Source organism: Streptomyces sp. NBC_01261, assembly GCF_036226385.1.
GTDB lineage: Bacteria > Actinomycetota > Actinomycetes > Streptomycetales > Streptomycetaceae > Streptomyces.
The window spans coordinates 784,511-801,581 of record NZ_CP108463.1 but is presented as its reverse complement, the minus strand read 5'-3'; the positions used below and the strand labels follow the sequence as shown (position 1 = coordinate 801,581).

General features: G+C 69.8%; 15 protein-coding genes. 9 read left to right on the top strand and 6 right to left on the bottom strand.

Going from position 1 to position 17,071, the window contains the following annotated elements; translation table 11 throughout:
* Positions 1-210: 210 nt before the first annotated feature.
* On the bottom strand, positions 211-639 hold the full coding sequence (locus OG226_RS03480) for an STAS domain-containing protein (RefSeq protein WP_329347837.1): 429 nt from the start codon (positions 637-639) through the stop codon (positions 211-213).
* A gap of 258 nt (positions 640-897) precedes the next feature.
* Here OG226_RS03480 and OG226_RS03475 point away from each other — a divergent pair, with 258 nt between their 5' ends.
* The 5 genes from OG226_RS03475 to OG226_RS03455 all read left to right on the top strand — a co-directional run bounded on the left by OG226_RS03475 (position 898) and on the right by OG226_RS03455 (position 6,365).
* Positions 898-1,578: a helix-turn-helix domain-containing protein gene (locus tag OG226_RS03475; RefSeq protein ID WP_329347836.1), complete on the top strand. Its 681-nt coding sequence runs from the start codon at positions 898-900 to the stop codon at positions 1,576-1,578.
* A gap of 278 nt (positions 1,579-1,856) precedes the next feature.
* Complete coding sequence (locus OG226_RS03470) at positions 1,857-2,621, top strand: universal stress protein (RefSeq protein WP_329347835.1); 765 nt, start codon at positions 1,857-1,859, stop codon at positions 2,619-2,621.
* Between the two features lie 285 nt (positions 2,622-2,906).
* On the top strand, positions 2,907-3,731 hold the full coding sequence (locus tag OG226_RS03465) for a universal stress protein (RefSeq protein ID WP_329347834.1): 825 nt from the start codon (positions 2,907-2,909) through the stop codon (positions 3,729-3,731).
* Positions 3,732-4,282: 551 nt separating this feature from the next.
* Positions 4,283-5,473 carry an IS110 family transposase gene (locus tag OG226_RS03460; RefSeq protein ID WP_329353310.1) on the top strand — a complete coding sequence of 397 codons (1,191 nt, stop codon included), beginning with the start codon at positions 4,283-4,285 and terminating at the stop codon, positions 5,471-5,473.
* Positions 5,474-5,537: 64 nt separating this feature from the next.
* On the top strand, positions 5,538-6,365 hold the full coding sequence (locus OG226_RS03455) for a hypothetical protein (RefSeq protein WP_329347833.1): 828 nt from the start codon (positions 5,538-5,540) through the stop codon (positions 6,363-6,365).
* Between the two features lie 147 nt (positions 6,366-6,512).
* On the opposite strand, the gene OG226_RS03450 is transcribed toward OG226_RS03455, so the two are convergent.
* The 4 genes from OG226_RS03450 to OG226_RS03435 all read right to left on the bottom strand — a co-directional run bounded on the left by OG226_RS03450 (position 6,513) and on the right by OG226_RS03435 (position 10,445).
* Positions 6,513-7,742: a PP2C family protein-serine/threonine phosphatase gene (locus OG226_RS03450; RefSeq protein WP_329347832.1), complete on the bottom strand. Its 1,230-nt coding sequence runs from the start codon at positions 7,740-7,742 to the stop codon at positions 6,513-6,515.
* 197 nt (positions 7,743-7,939) lie between these two features.
* Positions 7,940-8,365 carry a hypothetical protein gene (locus OG226_RS03445; RefSeq protein WP_329347831.1) on the bottom strand — a complete coding sequence of 142 codons (426 nt, stop codon included), beginning with the start codon at positions 8,363-8,365 and terminating at the stop codon, positions 7,940-7,942.
* A gap of 92 nt (positions 8,366-8,457) precedes the next feature.
* Positions 8,458-9,678 carry a low temperature requirement protein A gene (locus tag OG226_RS03440; RefSeq protein ID WP_329347830.1) on the bottom strand — a complete coding sequence of 407 codons (1,221 nt, stop codon included), beginning with the start codon at positions 9,676-9,678 and terminating at the stop codon, positions 8,458-8,460.
* Positions 9,679-9,752: 74 nt separating this feature from the next.
* Positions 9,753-10,445, bottom strand: a complete 693-nt coding sequence (locus OG226_RS03435; protein WP_329347829.1) for a ScbR family autoregulator-binding transcription factor — start codon at positions 10,443-10,445, stop codon at positions 9,753-9,755.
* Between the two features lie 1,139 nt (positions 10,446-11,584).
* On the opposite strand from OG226_RS03435, the gene OG226_RS03430 reads away from it, so the two are divergent.
* Positions 11,585-12,466 carry an NAD(P)H-binding protein gene (locus tag OG226_RS03430; RefSeq protein ID WP_329347828.1) on the top strand — a complete coding sequence of 294 codons (882 nt, stop codon included), beginning with the start codon at positions 11,585-11,587 and terminating at the stop codon, positions 12,464-12,466.
* A gap of 886 nt (positions 12,467-13,352) precedes the next feature.
* Here the strand turns inward: OG226_RS03430 and OG226_RS03420 are convergent.
* On the bottom strand, positions 13,353-13,919 hold the full coding sequence (locus OG226_RS03420) for a class I SAM-dependent methyltransferase (RefSeq protein ID WP_329347827.1): 567 nt from the start codon (positions 13,917-13,919) through the stop codon (positions 13,353-13,355).
* Positions 13,920-14,051: 132 nt separating this feature from the next.
* Here OG226_RS03420 and OG226_RS03415 point away from each other — a divergent pair, with 132 nt between their 5' ends.
* The 3 genes from OG226_RS03415 (at position 14,052) to OG226_RS03405 (ending at position 16,601) form a co-directional block, all read left to right on the top strand.
* Positions 14,052-15,299 (top strand): sensor histidine kinase, encoded by a 1,248-nt coding sequence (locus tag OG226_RS03415; protein ID WP_329347826.1) that lies wholly within the window; start codon positions 14,052-14,054, stop codon positions 15,297-15,299.
* Complete coding sequence (locus OG226_RS03410; RefSeq protein WP_329347825.1) at positions 15,296-15,994, top strand: response regulator transcription factor; 699 nt, start codon at positions 15,296-15,298, stop codon at positions 15,992-15,994. The genes OG226_RS03415 and OG226_RS03410 overlap by 4 nt, the downstream gene beginning before the upstream one ends.
* 193 nt (positions 15,995-16,187) lie before the next feature.
* The gene (locus OG226_RS03405) at positions 16,188-16,601 is read left to right on the top strand and encodes a hypothetical protein (RefSeq protein ID WP_329347824.1); all 414 of its coding nucleotides are present in this window, start codon (positions 16,188-16,190) and stop codon (positions 16,599-16,601) included.
* The last annotated feature ends 470 nt before the right edge of the window (positions 16,602-17,071 follow it).

Below are 17,071 nucleotides of genomic sequence, written 5' to 3'. Positions count from 1 at the left end.
AACGGAACCGGGTCGTCTGTTCGAAAATCTGGAGTGTGACGGATGCTCGGCGACAGCACCTGACTTCAGCCAGTGGTGAGCTGTTCGGTTCGGGCTTGGTTCTCGGCCGGACAGAGCCCGGCAGAGGCGCCCAGCAAGCCGCCCTCGACGGCTGCCTCTACGGGACGCGGAGGTGCGGTGGTCAGCGCGCCGTGGAGGTGGCAGCCCTGGTCACGCGGTCGCTTGGGCCGACGAAGCGTTGCCGGAGGGCCGCTCGGGACTGGTTCCCGGCAGGGGGCGGGGCCGTTCGCCGCCAGCAGACGGCAGGTGCGGGTGCACCTCGAACACTCCGTCCAAGCCGGTGACCCGCAGGAGCCGCAGGAAGTCGCCGCTGCCGGTGACCAGCCGCAGCCGGCCGTTCCGGGCCAGGACCCGGGTCCGGGCCCGGCACAGGACACCGAGCCCGGAGCAGTCGATGAAGGACACGGACCGCAGGTCGAGCACCAGATCGGGGTGCGGACCCGAGGTCAGGGCGTCGAGGCGGGACGCCAGCGGGATCGCCGTCACGAGGTCGACCTCGCCGTGCCACGTCACGACGGTCGCCCCGTCGATGCTGCGTACGGTGCGCGATGGTGCGGACCTCGTGTGGTTTTCGGTCATGGTGAGATCAAAGCCGCAGTGGAAGTCCGTACGGAAGGGCCGATCGGTCCCTGGAGGTGGGGCCAGGCAGGTCCCGGTACGTGCCGCGCCCGGCAGGGTCCGTCCGGTCGGGACGATGGCCCGACCGGCCCAAGCGGTCCGCCTCGCACGCAGGCCACGCTGGATGTGCGGGGCGAACCCGGCACGATGGGACGCCGGACTCGTACTGGCAGCCGAGAACCCGCCCTGACCATCAGCAAGTCGAGGGACGTGATGACCATGCCCGAACGGACACGGACCGACACCGGTACGCCGGCGGAAAGCCCCCTGGGCGACCTGGGTCGCCGCCTCGCCACCAGGCGCGTACAACTGGGCCTGACCCTCCCGGAGGCAGCCACCCGGGCGGGCATGGCGCCCAGCTATCTGAAGTACCTGGAGGAGCATCCCGGTGCCGCACCGGGCAGGGGCACGCTCCTCGGCCTGGCCGATGTTCTGGAGACCACGGTGTCGGAACTCGCCGGCGGAGCCGTCGATCTGCCGCCAGGGCTCGAACAGGCCGCTCGCAGCCCCGAGTTCACGGAGCTGGGCGCGGGCGAGTGCAGGTCCCTGCTCGGCACGCACGGGGTCGGGAGAATCGCGGTATCGACCGATTCGGGACCTGTCGTCGTGCCGGTCAACTACAGCGTCGTCGACGACGCGATCGTGTTCCGGACAGCCTCCGGTGCGACGCCTTCACTGGCCGTCGGCCGTCGGGTGGCCTTCGAGGTGGACCGCATCGACGACGCGTTCAGCCGGGGCTGGAGCGTGCTCGTGCGGGGGCATGGGCGGGCGGTGGCCGACTCCGGCGAGGCACGCCGGCTCGCGGACGGTGCCCACAGCAGGCCGTGGGCGGGAGGCGAGCGCGAACTATGGGTGCGGATCGACATGCAGGCGGTCACGGGACGTCGGATCACCGTGTGACGGAGCCGTCGTCGTCCGGCCCACATAGGGCGGACGACCTTTCTCCCTCCCTGCATGGCAAGCCGAACGGCCCTGTTCCAAGGGGCCGTTCGGCGTTCTGACGGGTACTCATGGCTCCTGCCCCGCGGGTCGGCGGACGACGAGCATCGTCGGTGGAGGCACTCCGGCCCGGATCGCCGGGTGGCACCCCTGGTCAACCGCGGACCCGCCTTGCGGCGCCTCCTGCACCAGGCACAGGTCCTGGGCACACCCTGAGCACGCAGAAGGGAAGCAGGCCCATGACTGACCCACACGTGGTCGTCGGAATGGACGGCTCACTGATCTCCGTACGGGCATTGGACCAGGCCGCGGAGGAAGCGGCACGACGCGGCATCGCGCTGCGCGTGGTGTACGCCGTGCCCGACCGCGACGAGGCCGGTCCGGTTTTCGGGTCCGCGGCCTCGCGCGTGCGTGAACGGCACCCCGCGGTGCCCGTGGAGACCAGAGCGGTGGAGGACGGCGTCGTGCGGGCGTTGGCCCGCGAGAGCGCGGACGCGGTTCTCACGGTCATCGGTACTCGGGGACTCGGCGGACTGACCGGTCTCGTGTGCGGCGCGGTGACCTCCCGGCTCGCCACGCAGGCGCACGGTCCGCTGCTGGTCGTACGCGGGGAACGCCCACACGACGACCACCGCGATGTGCTGCTCGGCGTAGCGGCCGATACAGACACAGAGGCGGCCCTCTACGCCGTTGACGAGGCGCAGCGGCGAGGTGCACACCTTCGTGTGCTGCGCTCCGGGACGCACCGGCACCCGACCCCCGAACTGCCCTCACTGATACCGGTGACGAGGCCGGGACAGGAGGGCCTCCCGAGGGTGGCGGTGGCGAGCCGGACGTCCCGTACCACCCCGGCGCACGCCTTGGTGGAGGCCACCCGGGATGGCGTCGTCGTGGTCATCGGATCGCACCGGTCGAGCAGCCGACACGGCGGTCACCTGGGGTCGGCCGCGCACACCCTCCTGCACCACGCGCACTGCCCCGTGGTCGTCGTCCCCACTGGGTGACGACGGGCAACAGGGCTGCCGCGCTGTCGAGTTCAAGTCGGCGGCGGGGGCTTGCTGCGACCGGATGGAATCGGGTGACAGGGCCGGACGGCGTGCGTCAGGGACCCATCCGGCCCTGTCGGGGTGCCGCGCCCAAGGAGAGTCTTGAGACCTGGGAAGCAGGATCGGGGCCGCCGAGCCCGACGCCGCAAGGTTGTGGATTCGGCGGCACGAGGCCGCCCGTCGGTGAACCGCTGAGCGAGGCGCCAAGGTTCTGAGACTGCGCTAGGGGAAGGGAGGACCGTCATGAGCGGCCCGGTCGTGGTAGGAGTCGATGGCTCGCAGTCGGGTATGGCGGCGGTGGAGGCCGCGGCGCGCGAGGCCGAGCGGTTAGGGGTGGAGCTCCGGTTGGCGCACGCCTTCGAGTGGTCGTCGGCTCATGTGCCGTCCGGTGTTCCACCCTGGGACCAGGGTGGGGCCGGGGCGTGCCGCGTGGTGAGGGGCGCGTTGACCGAGGCCGAACGATGGGCCCTTAGCGCTGCGCCCCATGTCCGTGTGACGCACGAAGTCCTCATGGGTTCCCCCGTGACGGTGCTGGAGTCCGGATCCCGTGAGGCGTCTCTTATCGTGGTGGGCAGCAGTCCGCCGGGCAGGTCCGGCTCACTGCGAGCCGGCTCGGTGGCCGGGAAGTTGGCAGCCCATGGACGTTCACCGGTGCTGGTGGTGCGAGGCAGGCCGGACCCGTCCGGCGCCGTCGTGCTGGCCGGCGGCCACACACAGGAGGCCCGGGCTGCGGCGGAGTTCGCCTACGCCGAGGCGTCGTCCCGTGGCGCAGACCTGGTCGTGCTGGCCAGGACGACCGTGTGGAACAGCCGATCGCACAACGGCTTCGCCGCCGCTCTGTCCGTGCTGAGCGAGAAGTACCCGGACGTCACCACGCACCGTGCCCGAGTCCCCGTCCGGGGCGGGCTCTGCCGGGCACTCGTCGAGGCGAGCAGCCGAGCACAACTCGTCGTGGTCGGCTCGCGAAACCGGGACCGCCTCGCGGGTGCGCTGCTGGGCACGGTCAGCTGGGCTGCACTGCACCGCGCGGACTGCCCCGTTGCCGTGATCCGGTCGGAGAAGGGCTGATCGGGCGGCGATGTCGCTCGGGGCGTCGCTGGATGAGCAGGCGGGGGTTGCACGGGCCGGGCACATCTGAGACTCGGCCTCACCCGCGCGCTGCCCTCGTAGCCGGGTCAGGCGCACACGGACCAGCGTCGGCGTCGGTGTTGAGGATCTGCGAGTCGGAACATCCATTAGCAGACCTTCTGTTGCTCCAGCCACTTGAGGACTTCGGCTCGCTTGTGGAGGATCTTGGCGTTCCTGCCTCGGTCGAGCTTGTAGCCCGTCAAGCCACGTTTTATGCCTCCCTGTGGACCCAGCTCGTGGACATATTGAGATTGGCTTGTCCTACCTTCCAAGCGTGGGTCTGAGGCGGTCCTTCGTAGGATCGTCGGGCCCAGGGGTTCCGGGTATGGCTGTCAGCTTGTCGCCGCTGGATGGCTCAAATGACTTGGCCGCCCGGAGCCCTGCGACGACTCGACCGCTAATGGGGATACGCGACTTGATCGCTGTGTAGGACAACGTCGGCGAGGTCGTCTGCTGGGCCGCATCTGGACGACGAGCTGGCGGCGGTGACCGTGCCCGAGATCTGGGCCGGAGTGGACATCGGCAAGGAACACCACCACTGCGTGGTGATCGACGCGCAGGGCGAACGCCTGTTGTCGCGGCGGGTCCTGAACGACGAGACCGCGCTGCTGGAGCTGATAGGCGACGTACTCGCCTTTTCCGAGGACGCGTTGGGGGCGGTGGACATCAACCTCGGCGGAGCCGCCCTGCTCATCGGTCTGTTGCTCAGCCCCGATCAGCCGATGGTCCATCTCACCGGCCTTGCTGTTCACCAGGCGTCGGCCGCCTACCGGGGCCGGGGCAAGACGTATGCCAAAGACGCCTTCGTCATCGCCGCCCAGGCCCGCATGCGCAAGGACCCTGGCGTGCTTCGGCCAGGCGACGAGACAGCCGTCGACCTCAAGATTCTGGTCAGGCGCCGCACCGACCTGGTCAACGACCGCACCCGTCAGCTCAACCGGCTCCGTGAACAACTCCTGGAGATCTGCCCGGCCTTGGAGCGAGTGCTGAGCCTGACGAACAAGGGCCTGGTCCTGCTGCTGACCGGCTACCGGACGCCGGCCGCGATCCGCCGTAGCGGTGCCAAGCGCATCGAGACCTGGCTGAAGAACCACAAGGTCAGCGGCGTTGCCTCGCTCGCCCGGGCTGTCGTCGAGGGGGCCCAGTTCCAGCACACCGCGCTGCCCGGCGAGACGCTGGGCGCCTCGATGGCGGCCAGTCTCGCGAAGGGGGTGTTGGTTCTCGAAGAGGAGATCGCCGAGCTCGACACACTCATCGAAATCCGGCTTCACGAGCACCCGTCTGCCGAGGTGATCCGCAGCCTGCCCGGCATGGGTGCCATGCTCGGGGCCACGTTCATCGCCGCCACCGGCGGCGATATCGAAGCCTTCTGCACGGCCGACCGGCTGGCCGCGTTCGCTTGCCTGTCCCTCGTGCCGCGCGACTCCGGCCGCGTCAGCGGAAACATGCGCCGACCACGCCGTTACCACCGCGGGCTCCTGCGCGCCTTCTCCCTCTCCTCCATGGCCAGCCTGCGATCGTGTCCCGCATCGCGGGCGTACTACGAGCGCAAGCGCGTCGAAGGCAAGGGGCACAAGCAGGCTGTGCTCTCGCTCGCCCGCCGCAGAGCCAATCTCCTGTGGGCCAGGATCCGCGACGGAGCGTGTTATCAGGCGGCACCACCAATCACCATGGCCGCTTGACTTCCTGATTGGGAAGTCCTACCTGTGGGGTCGGCACTCCGCGGCGACATGATTCTGCAGAGTCGTGGGCCTGCTGCTGGTGGTCTTCGGCCCCGTCGAAGGGCGAACGACCCATCGACTGCTGGACGTCGAACCCTTCCGCGACCGGGCCTTCCCCGTGCAGAACATCGTCCTGGGCGTGGCCATGGCAGCCTTCGTGCCGGTGTCCTTATTCACGAGCGTGTACGCCGAGGTCGCCGTCGGGAAGAAGGCCCCCGCGGCCAGCCTCGACCTGCTCTACTTCTTCCTCGGCTTCGTGGTGGCCGCGTGGATCGGCGGACGGATGCTCCGCCGCATCGGCGCCAAGCGGCCCGTGGTGCTGGGCGGCGCACTGTCCTGCGTCGGCTACTTCCTGTGGGCGTGCCGGGTGATCGCGCTGAGCGAGAGCCACATCGTGTGGTGCATCGTGCTCACGCAAGCACGAATGGGACTGATGCTGGGACAGGCCAACACCGAAGCGGCCAACCGCGTACCCCAGCTTTCCTACGGCGAAGCGGCCGGAGTCACGCAGACCGTGCGCAACTGCCGCTTCAGCCTGGGCCTGGCCGTCCTCGGCAAGATCTTCGCCTCCGTACTGCGGTCACGGATCACCCGGACCCTGACCACGCAGGGAATGGACCACGATGCGGCGAGCCGGGAGGCCAAGTCGATCTCCCAGCTGAGTTCAGGACAGGGCAGCAGTGGTGGCACCGCGTCCAATCCGCACTTCGTCCGGCTGGACGTGGCCGAGGCAACCCGCTCGGTGCTGCTCGGCATGAGCGTCATCATGGCCATCGTCTTCGTCGTCGCCCTGTTCGGCTGCGACGCGGAGTCCAACAGGAACTGCCCGCCGAACAGCGGGAACCGAGGATGACTCAGGCACCGGAAACGGGAAACTGACGGGACGCCACGGCAGGCAGAACGAGCGGGGACCTGAGCTGCCGGTCAGGCCGGGGCGCCGACCGGATCGACAGCGTTCGATTCCGACATGCCTCGGGTACGGCGTCGGGCGAGACCGGCGTCACAGACGCAGGACGATCAGGGCCGTGTCGTCGGTGTTGCCCTCGGCCGGGAGCAGGTCGGTGAGGAGGGCGTCGGCGAGGGGCTCGGGTTCCGCGTGTCGGTGGTGGGCGAGGGAGTCGGCGAGGCGGGCCAGACCGTGGTCGATGTCCTCCGTACGACGCTCGATCAGTCCGTCGGTGTACAGCACGAGGGTGGCCCCCTCGGCGAAGGGGAGGCTCGTCTGCGGCCGGCCGACATGCTCGGGTCTGGCGCCCAGGGGCGGATCCGTGGCCTGGTCGAGGAAGGTCACCGTGCCGTCGGGGTCGAGCAGGGCCGGGGGAGGATGGCCCGCGCAGCTGTAGGTGATGGTGTGGTCGTCCCAGTCGATGAACGTCGTCACCGCCGTGGCGGACTCGGCGCCCTCGACGAAACGGGCGTAGAGACCGAGGGCCTCCAGGGCGGAGCCCGGCCCGTCGGCGACCCGGCAGGCCGCGCTCAGGGCGCTGCGCAGTTGGCCCATGGCGCAGGCGGCCGCCAGACCGTGCCCGACGACGTCGCCGACGGCGACCGCCATTCCGCCGTCGGGCAGGTCGACGAGGTCGTACCAGTCGCCGCAGACGTTCAGGGCGTCCACGGCGGGCCGGTAGCGGACGGCCGCCCGGTGGTGGCCGACCGGTCGCGGCGGGGGCAGCATCGCCGCCTGCAGGGTCAGGGCCACCTCGCGCTCATGGGCGTGTGCCCTGCGCAGCCGCTCGTTCACCTCCTGCAGCTCACGCGCCCGGGTGTACAGCTCGGCTTCCAGTACCCGGGCCCGGCTGTCGCCGGCCCGGCCGCCGATGGCCCGGACGAACTCGGTGACCTCCTCCACCCGGTGGACGATCAGCGTCACCTCGCCGTCCTTGCCCCGGACGGGCGCGTTGACGGGGCTCCAGAAGTGCTCCACCCATCGGCCGGGCCGCAGCGGGTCCTCGATGTCGTAGCGGAGCAGGGCCATGGTGTCGCGCTCGCCGGTGGTCGCCGCGCGCAGCATCGACTCCCGGGTCTCGCGCATGCCGGCCGCCGCCGGATCCTTGGGGTTCTCGGGGAAGACGTCGAAGATGTAGCGGCCGATCAGCTCCTCGCGTTTGCGTCCCGACAGGCGCTCGAAGTCCTCGTTGGCATCGAGGTAGATCAGCTCGGGGGTGAGCAGCGCCACCATGCCGGGCAGGTCGCGGAAGACCGCCTCATAGTCGATCTCCGGATCCTGCATGGTCTGCCCGTTTCGACGCCGAGGGTCACTGTGTCGTTCCACGATAGGAGGGATCTGGCCAGGCAGCCCGGAAACGGCTCTTTTCGGTTCGGTGAGCAGTGACGATGGCGTCGGCCGTCACCCGACCGAGTGGCCTGCTCGGAGAGGGCGCCCTGGGCAGCCGCGCGATGGTATGGCCCGGCGAGCGGCCACGCCGTTCACGATCCGGTCTGTGTTGGGCCGACGATGTCCGTGCTGAGACGTCGGTAGGCGGCTCGGGCGTGCAGGAGCCGGGCCAGGGCCGTGCCCAGCAGGGCCGCGGTGAACAGGCAGGCGAGCCAGAACGCGTCACGGTGTCCGGCCCAGGTGAGGGTGCCGGCGGGCGGGACGGCGAAGCCGTTCAGGAAGAGCCAGCACAGCACCGCGGTGCCGGGAGCCGCCGTGAAGCGGGCACACAGGCCGAGCAGCACCGATAGCAGGGACAGCGCGGCCAGCGCCGGAGAGGGCCGATCGGTACCTATCAGCGCATTGAGCAGTGCCACCAGCACCAACGCGCCGCCGGACGCCGCGGCCCAGACCAGTGGCGTGGCCAAGGGCGAGGGGACAGGCCGTGCTCCGGTACGGAGAGGCACCCAGTCGATCATGCTCGTGACTCCTTCCGGTCGTCGCGCTCCTCCTGCGACGGGGAAGCCAGCCTGCCCGAGTCCACGCCACCGGTACAACCTCGCCCCAGGGCTCAAGTCCCGGTCCGCACCGCCCTCTTGGCCGGCTTCGTCGCCCGTCGCTCGTAGAGGATCGGCCACAGGGTGATCAGGACGAGCAGCCAGACCACGGTCACCGTGCCGAGATGCGCGCCGAACACCGCCAGCAGCAGGGGCAGGACGCAGCAAGGGAGGGCCACGGACAGCAGCCACGGCCGCTCCCGCCCGGCTCGGCCGAGCCAGGCAAGCCCGCTGAGCAGGAAGTACCCGGCCAGCGACGAGCACAGCAGCCACCGGGTGGCGTCCGGCAGCGTCTCCAGGTGCTCGGCCGCGGCTCCCAGCGCGGCGGCCAGGGCGGCGAGGCAACCGGACACGAAACAGTGCAGGGGCAGCGCCGCACGGGCGGGCAGCACCCCTGCCGCCAGGTGCGGCACCCCCGCATAGCCGTGCCCGAAGGACAACGCCCACAGCGTGGCCAGCAGGAAGAACGCCGCGACGGCGAGCGAGTACAGCTTCTTGTCCCACTCCGCGTCCGACGTGGCTTCGACCACCTGGGCGACGCCCTCACCCAGCACGATGATGACGAAGAGGCCGAGCCGCTCGCTCAGGTGCTCCGTCTGCGACCGCGCGAGCGACGTGCCCCGTGCGGAATCGCGCCGGGCGGTTCGGCTGTCGTGACGTTCCCGGGCCTCCTGGTGCTCGACGATGTCGCGTGCGGAGACCGCGAACGTGACGTACAGGTCAAGGGCGATTCCCAGGGCCCAGAGCCAGTAGCGCATCGGGTCGTGCGCCCAGAGCGAGACGATCCACGGGATCACGCCGAGCGACATCTGAGCGGCCGGCCAGTCGACAAGGACCTCACGACGGTGCTGCCAGGCCCGGCTCGCCAGGACCCGGATCAGGACGTAGGCGAGGGCGAACACCCGCGCGTGCCGGTCGTCCCCCTCGTGCACCCCCGACACCGCCGCGGCCATGACGGCCATGCCGAACATCGCGGCCAGCACCGTACGGACGTGGGTGTTCTCGTAGGCCACGTTCGCGTACAGGGTGAAGCAGATCCAAGCCGTCCAGAAGGCCAGGAACAGCAGCGCGTACAGGCCCAGGTCGGACACGTCCGGCACACCGTGCAGCAGATGCGCGATCTGCGCCACACCCGCCACGGCGACCAGGTCGAAGAACAGTTCCAACCAACTGGCGTGCCGGTTCTCCTCCGAGGTCGGTTGCGGGGCCGGTGCGGTCGTGTTGTCGTCGCTCACTGCATCACCATGCCCTGTCGCCGACGACTTACGAACCGGAATTCGTCCGCGACCGGTTGCCCGAGACGCGGCCGTCACCCAACTGCGTTCGGAACCAGGACCGTTGTCGGCTCGGTCGGTGCCGCGGCTGCCGTGGTCTCGGTGTGAATGGCGTGGCCGCGTTGGGGGGTGAGGTCGAGGGAGGTGAGGACCGAGGAGTGGACGATCGAGGGGAGGGTGTGGCGGAGGAGAGCCGAAACGCTGGTGGAGAGGTTTTGGTAGTTGGAGGTTGCCTGCGACATGGCTTGGACGCCGGTGAGGGCGCCGACGAGCACCTGAGCGGTCTCGGTGGGGTCGACGTGGGGGAGGAGTTCGCCTTGTTTCCGGGCCTTGTCGAGAAGCTCGTTGGTGACGGCGGTCCAGTGCTGGAAGGGACCGGTGCGGTCGAGGCCGTCGGCGCGCTGGTCGAGGGTGAGACGGACGCCGGCACGGACGAGGGGGTCGGTCTGGAGGCGGTAGGCGCGGAGCATCGTGGTGTCGATGAGTTCCTGGATTTTGCAGGGGCGTTCGGGGACGACGAGTGACTGGTCCTGTCCGGCGAGGACGCCCAGGGCGAGTTGTTCTTTTGAGCTGAAGTGGAAGTAGAGGGCGCCTTTGGTCACGTTCGCGGTGGTGAGGATCTCGCTGATGGTGGCGGCTTGGTAGCCACGCTCTTCGAAGACGGCGGCTGCGGCCATGAGGATGGTGTGGCGGGTGCGAATGGCCCGGTCCTGTTTGGGCTCTGGCATGTGCGGGCCCCTTTCGTCACGGGTCGGGAACCCGTCCGTTAAAAATACCGTCCAGTTCGTATAGTCTACGGCGCTGCGGTCGCCGTTGAGCCGTTCCGCCGTGTCGGTTGCCGGGCCGCGGGGGCTTTCGTCAGGTGGACCAGGCGTGGCCGATGGGGGTGATGTGGCCTCCTGTTGGCGTGATGTGGCCTCCGGTTCACGATCAGTCCGCGTAAGACTGAGATCTGGCCGTCAAGGGTGGCATCGACCAGCCGGTCGGACGCTCGGCGGGCCCGGCCGACGGTGAAGGTGAACCACTCGGAGGAGACCGTGAGGCGGTCGCTGCCCACGCCGAGCGTCTCGCAGCCACCTCGGCGTCGCCAGATTCCTCGTCCGGGGGACCCGGCATCACGGACCGGACTCACAGGTGAGGAAGAGGAAAGAGTCCTCAATCGTGTCGTCATGGCCGCGTGCAAACCCGGGCGCGACACCCCTCTGATGCCGCGCCTGAGGCCGCGTCCCGCCGAGCGTGGGCCCGGTCTCCTCATGTAACTCGCGTTGCTGTGCCGTGTGTTGCGTCTCGCCGGGTTCGATGGAGGTTCGGCAAGGGCAATCGGGCAGGATGTGAGCCACTCTTGGATCGACGCGGCTCCACTCGGCGGACTACCTCCAGGCGTTGCTCGCCGTCGTCGGTCCGGGTCGGGTGGTGTCACGCCGAGTGGTGTAGCGGCGAGCACCTCTCAGGTCGCGCCGCCCAAGCGCGGGAGTGCCCGGGCTGGCATGCGCGTGTCGACCACTGCGGGGGACTCCGGCATGGTGACGGTCCCCGGGGTGGCTTGGGTGGCCGAATCCGTGTGCTCCCTGGTGCCGGAGTGCCCTTCGAACATGGACAAACCGTCCGTGCTGTTTTATCGAGAGATGCTGGCGCTGTGACGGTCCCGATGCCCGATGCCTGGCGGCTTGAAGGCGACCCGCGTATCCGCTCTTGCCGCGTCCGAGTCGTCCCCGTCCCGGCAGGCTTGGCGAGCAGGAAAAGGGAGAAGCGTGAGAATCTTCAGTAAAGCGGCAAAAGTGGTGGGTGTGTAGAGAGATGGAGGCGTGGAGGGTTGGTTGACGATGGACGGCGGGGCCGTGGCGGGCCGGGCGCGGGGGAGGGCCCGGTGATTCTGGTGACGGGCGCGACGGGGACGGTGGGGCGGGAAGTGGTCCGCGGCCTGCCCGCGGACCTGCGCGTGCGGTTCATGACCAGGGACCAGGCGAAGGCCGTGGGGCTGTTTCGGGGGGTGGAAGCGGTTGTCGGGGACTACGCGGACCCGCCGTCGCTGGCCCGGGCCCTGCAGGGAGTACGCACGGCGTTTCTCGTCACCACGCGAGTCGACGGCGACGACGATGCCCGCTTCCTCTCGGCCGCCCGCGCCGCCGGGGTACGGCGGGTGGTGAAACTCTCCGCGGCGGCTGTCCTGGACCTTGGGGCCGACGATCTGATCACCCGCCGGCAGCGCGCCAACGAGGACCTGCTGCGCGGCTGTGGCCTGCAATGGACCCTGCTGCGCCCGCGGGCGTTCATGTCCAACTCCCTGTCCTGGGCCGCCCGTGTCCGCCGCGAGCGGACCGTCCGCGCGCTGTACGGGACGTCGCCCAACGCCTGCGTCGACCCCCGCGACATCGCCGAGGTCGCGGTACGGGCCCTGACCGAGGAGAGCCACGCCGGACACGCCTACACGTTGACCGGACCGCGGGCCCTGACCGCCGTCGATCAGACGCGTGAGCTGGGCCGACTGCTCGGCATCTCCCTGCGGTTCGAGGAACTGGCCCCGGACGAGGCCCGTGCCGAGCTGAGCGGACGCTGGCCGCCTCCGGTCGTGGAGGCCCTTCTGGCGAGCGCGAAGCGGCAGAAGGCCGGCGCCAAGGCCCGGGTGGAGGACACCGTTGAGAGGGTGACGGGGTGTCCGGCCCGTTCCTTCAGGCGGTGGGCTCAGGACCATATCGAGGCGTTCACCGAGATCCCGGACGAGTCCGGGACGTGGCAGGGGAGGGCGTAACACCCGTCCCGGAACAGGGAGTTGGCCTGCTGTTGGCTCACCGCGTGCCGCTCCCCGGCAGGCCATGGCGGCGTACGGCACCCGCAGCTGGGGGCCGCGACTCCCTTCTCCCGCGAGGCGCACCGGCGTAGGGCCTTTTCGTTGGTGCCGCGGGTGCCGTTGGACCATTGGGGCGGCATCCGCACGGCGATGGCGGTGCGGCATGGTGGAGGGCGTTGCGATGTCCCCGCAGTCCCTGGAGGGGCCGGGGCGCGCAGTGTGTGTATCGGGTGGCGGCAGTCGGGCACGAAGGGGCTTGTGGTCGAACTGGACCTCCTCTCGACGGCACCGTATCGGCCTGTGACCATGCCTGCCTTGGAGTTCGCCCCTCGCCGGTACTGTGACCGGGAACGATCACAGGTTGCTGGGACTGGCCCTGCGTCGATGGAATGTGACGACTCGTCCGACCCGGGGCTCGACGTCCGGCTGGACCGGATCGAGTACGTGATTGACGAGCGCCGGGACCGTATCTTTGCCTTCGGTGAATTCGGCCCCCCATGGATCCGCCCGGCGGCCGGTTCTTGCTGGGCCGCCCAAGGAGAGCCGGGCCGGGTTTCCCGTTCGCGGAGCTGTGCTTCTCCGAGACCCTGATCCCTGGGACGGACCTGCTGGTCGAAGACTTCGTCGAGACGGGCATCCCCACTTTCCCGGCGGGTTGACCCCTGTTTCGGTTACGTCTGGCTCAGGGAGCGGAGTGGTTCTGGACGCTGACGGCGTTCTCCCGGGGAGTATCGGGCCGGCAGGTGGAAACGGTCTGCAAGGCTCCATCGGGCAATGGTGTCGGGACGACGGGAGCGCGGTGTGACGGGCGCCTTTTCGGTCATGTGAGACTGGCTCGCTCTGTTCCTCAATGTTCCTTGGTGGCTCGGTGTACGAAGGCGGGCGGGAGGTTCGCCCACACCGCCTTCGAGCGCTCCAGCCGGTCGAAGCGGCAGGCGAGTTCGGCGGTGAGGTGGCGGGCGGGCGGAGTCCAGGCCGCGTGCAGATAGGCGAAGGTGGTGAACCGGCCGCCGGGCGTGAGGACTTCGGTCACGGCGTCCAGGATGTGCCCACGCTGTTCCCGCGGCATGACCGTCCACGGCAGTCCGGAGACCACCGCGTCGGCCGGTTCGCCCACTGTCGCGGTCAGTTCGGCGGCCGAACCCCGAATAACGGTCAGGCGCGTGTCGCGCCGGGTGGCCGACAGTCGTGCCGCGAGCACCGGGTTGAGTTCGATCGCGACGAGTCGTGCGTCGGGCGTGAGCCGGGCGAGGATCGCGTCGGTGAACACCCCGGATCCCGGGCCGAGTTCGACAACGGTCCGGGCCTGCTCCAGGCCCATGCCCTCGGTCATGGCGTGCGCCAGCCGTCGTGAACTGGCTGCTACGGCACCGGTCATGAGGGGGCGTCTGAGGAACTCGGTGGTGATCGACATGGCGCCTATGGTGGAAACGTCCCGAGTGGCCGCACGTCGTATCCCCAGCCGGTGTCCGTACGACTGCGGGAGGACTTCGTGACACCCGCCAGGACGATGCAGGGGAGCGGGCCCCAGCCGTAGCGTGAGGCGGTGCAACAGCTGATCGAGACCTTGTCCCGTCTGCGGCGCGGATATCCGTGGCTGTCGGACCTGCTGCTGGTCGTGCTGGTTGCCGTGCCCCCTGTGATCCGCCCCCAGCCGGGGTGGCGGCCGGTCTGGGTGCAGACGGGCGTCTACATCGCCCTGGTGCTGCCCCTGTTGTGGCGCCGCCGTCGGCCGGTGCTCGTCGCGGCCCTGGTGACAGCCGGGTTCTGGGCGCAGTACCTCGGACAGGTCTGGGGACAGGAACCGGGACGCGGCGCCGTCGCCCTGGCCGCGGTCCTGGCCACCCTCACGGTGCGTGGCCTGCGCATGGCTGCCGCGGCGACAGTGGTCTGTGCCGCCGGCTGTGTTCTGCTGTGGATTCCCGCGTGGCAGCGGGACTACGGCCCACCGGGCGCCCGGGGGGCCTGGCTCACTCCGCTCGCGGTGGGGCTCCTGCTGGCGGGGGCCTGGGTGTTCGGCGAGTACGTCCGTGCGCGGCGCGCCTATATCGCCGAGTTCGAGCGGCGGGCCCTGCTCGCCGAGTCGGAGCGCCTCGCCCTGGCCAGGGTCGCCGTCGCCGAGGAGCGGGCGCGCATTGCCCGGGAGATCCACGATGTCCTCGCGCACAGTGTGAGCGTGATGGTGCTGAACGCCGAGGGCGGCCGGCTGATGCGGCAGGTCGACCCCGCCGTCGTCGATCGCACGCTAGGCGTCATCAGCGCGACCGGCCGTGAGGCACTGGGCGAACTGCGCCGGCTGCTGGAGGTGCTGCGTACCCCCGGCGCGGACGCCTCGATCGGCGACTCAGGCGCCGGTGTGGCTGCCGAACACTTCGCGGCCGATCTGCGGCGGCTGGTCGAACGCCTCGACACGAGCGGCAGGCGCGCCCTTCTGCACCTTCGCGGAGAGTACGGCGGTCTTCCGGCGGATCTCACTGCGCAGACGTACCGCATCGTGCAGGAGGCGCTCACCAACGTCGTCAAGCACGCGCCGCCGGACGCCACGGTTCATGTGCGGGTCGACACCGGCAGGCAGGGGCCCGGGCGGCTGGTCCGCGTCAAGGTGGAGAACTCGGCCGGAGCAGCCGGGCATACCGCCCCGCTGCTCCCGTCCGGTCGCGGACTCACCGGCATGCGCGAGCGCACCGCCCTGTACGGCGGGCGCGTCGACGCCGGGCCCACACCCGACGGCGGCTACCGGGTCGCCGCAACCCTGCGCCTTGGCGGGCCCGAGCCCACCAGGGCGACCCCATGACCGACCCGATCCCGACCTCGAAGCGCACCGTGTCATCGTCCCGGGTGTTGATCTGCGACGATCAGGAACTGATCCGGATGGGGCTGCGCATGGTCGTCGACAGCCAGCCCGATCTCACCGTGGTGGGCGAGGCCGCCGACGGCGACGCGGCGATCGCGGGGGTGGCCGCCCTGAACCCGGACCTCGTCCTGATGGACGTACGCATGCCCGGTCTGGACGGGCTCGCAGCGACCGAACACCTCTGCGCGCAGCCCGACGGACCCCGCATACTCGTCGTCACCACCTTCGATCTCGATGAATACGCCTACGCGGCCCTGCGTGCCGGCGCGAACGGCTTCCTCGTCAAGGACGCCCCCGCCGAGGAGATCCTGGTGACCGTCCGTGCGGTGCTGAGGGGCGAGGTCATGGTGGCGCCGTCGTTGACCCGGCGCCTGGTCGAACGTTTCGTCCTGCATGCCCCCGCGTCCGTGTCGGCCCAGCGTGGCCGTCTGGCGGCTCTCACCGAGCGGGAACGGGACGTCCTTGCCCTGGTGGCCCGGGGACTGGCCAACGGCGAGATCGCGGGCCACCTTTTCGTCGGGGAGACGACCGTGAAGACCCACCTCGGCCGGATCCTGACCAAACTCGGCCTCCGGGACCGGATCCAGGCGGTGATCTTCGCCTACGAGAGCGGGCTGGTACGGGTCGGGGACTGAGCGGTGACGGGCATCCCGCCGGTGGCCCGCATCGTCGCGGCGAGCGTATGAGTGGTCGTATCGCACGCTGCGTGCAGAGGGGGTGGGGAAGATCACGGGCTGGATTCCGGGACCGCGCACAGTGTGTCCGGAGCCCCTGCTTCGTGCCGGGGCCCAGCCGCCGGCGGATGCGGTTGTATGCGGCGGAGACCTCGTGGTCGACGTCCTCGATGGAACGGATGGCGAGTTGGTAGCGCTCGCCGCGCCGGTTCCGCTCCAGGAAGCTCTTGCAGTGGGCCGACGCGCTGATGGGAGTGAGGACTCCGGTGTCCAGATCGTCATCGATCAGGATGCCGTCATAGGTCGTCGCAAGCTCGTCGCGCAGGTCGGCGGCGCTGATTGGCAGGACGTTCGCGCAGGCGGGAGTCAGTGCCGTCCGCACCTCTTCGGGGAGTTCGTCCTCGGCCGCACCGCGCAGCAGCTCCGGCCGCACCAGGCGGGTTACCGTCTCCGCTCCGAAGGCATGAACACTGTCCTCGATGGCTCCGACGATCAGCTGGAGAACGCCGGCTTCGAGTTGGCTGTACCTCACGCGCGCAGATGCGCTCGGCTTCACCTGGGCCGATAGGCGGCAGGGGGCGCGTTCGGCGACGTGTCGGACGACAGCATCGACGCCGGGCCGCGCATACCGCTTTGGCTAGGGGACACAGGCGTTGCGGGGGCGGGTGAGCTGTATCGGCGTGGATGTGCCGCCCTCCGCGCGGGCGATTCACGGTCCGCAGCAGCCGACCGTCACCCAGGCGGGAAGCGCTCTCCTGGTGTTCGTGGTGGGGGTGTTCTTGGCGGCCGGGGGCCACAGGGACGGCGGGGTACAAGTGCAGGGGAGTGCTGGTCGGGCCGCTGCGCGGGGACGAACAGGTGTGACAGGGCTGCGCTCGCCCGGATCTCGCCGGTGTGGGTTCCCGCGAGGATGAGAGCCACCTGTGACGTGGGGTGGCGAGGTCGTTGCTCCAGTCCATCGTCTGAACACGGATTTTCCCGGTGCCGAGAACGCCGAAAGTGTCTTCGGGGGTGTACACGTGGTGGTCGGCGCTCATG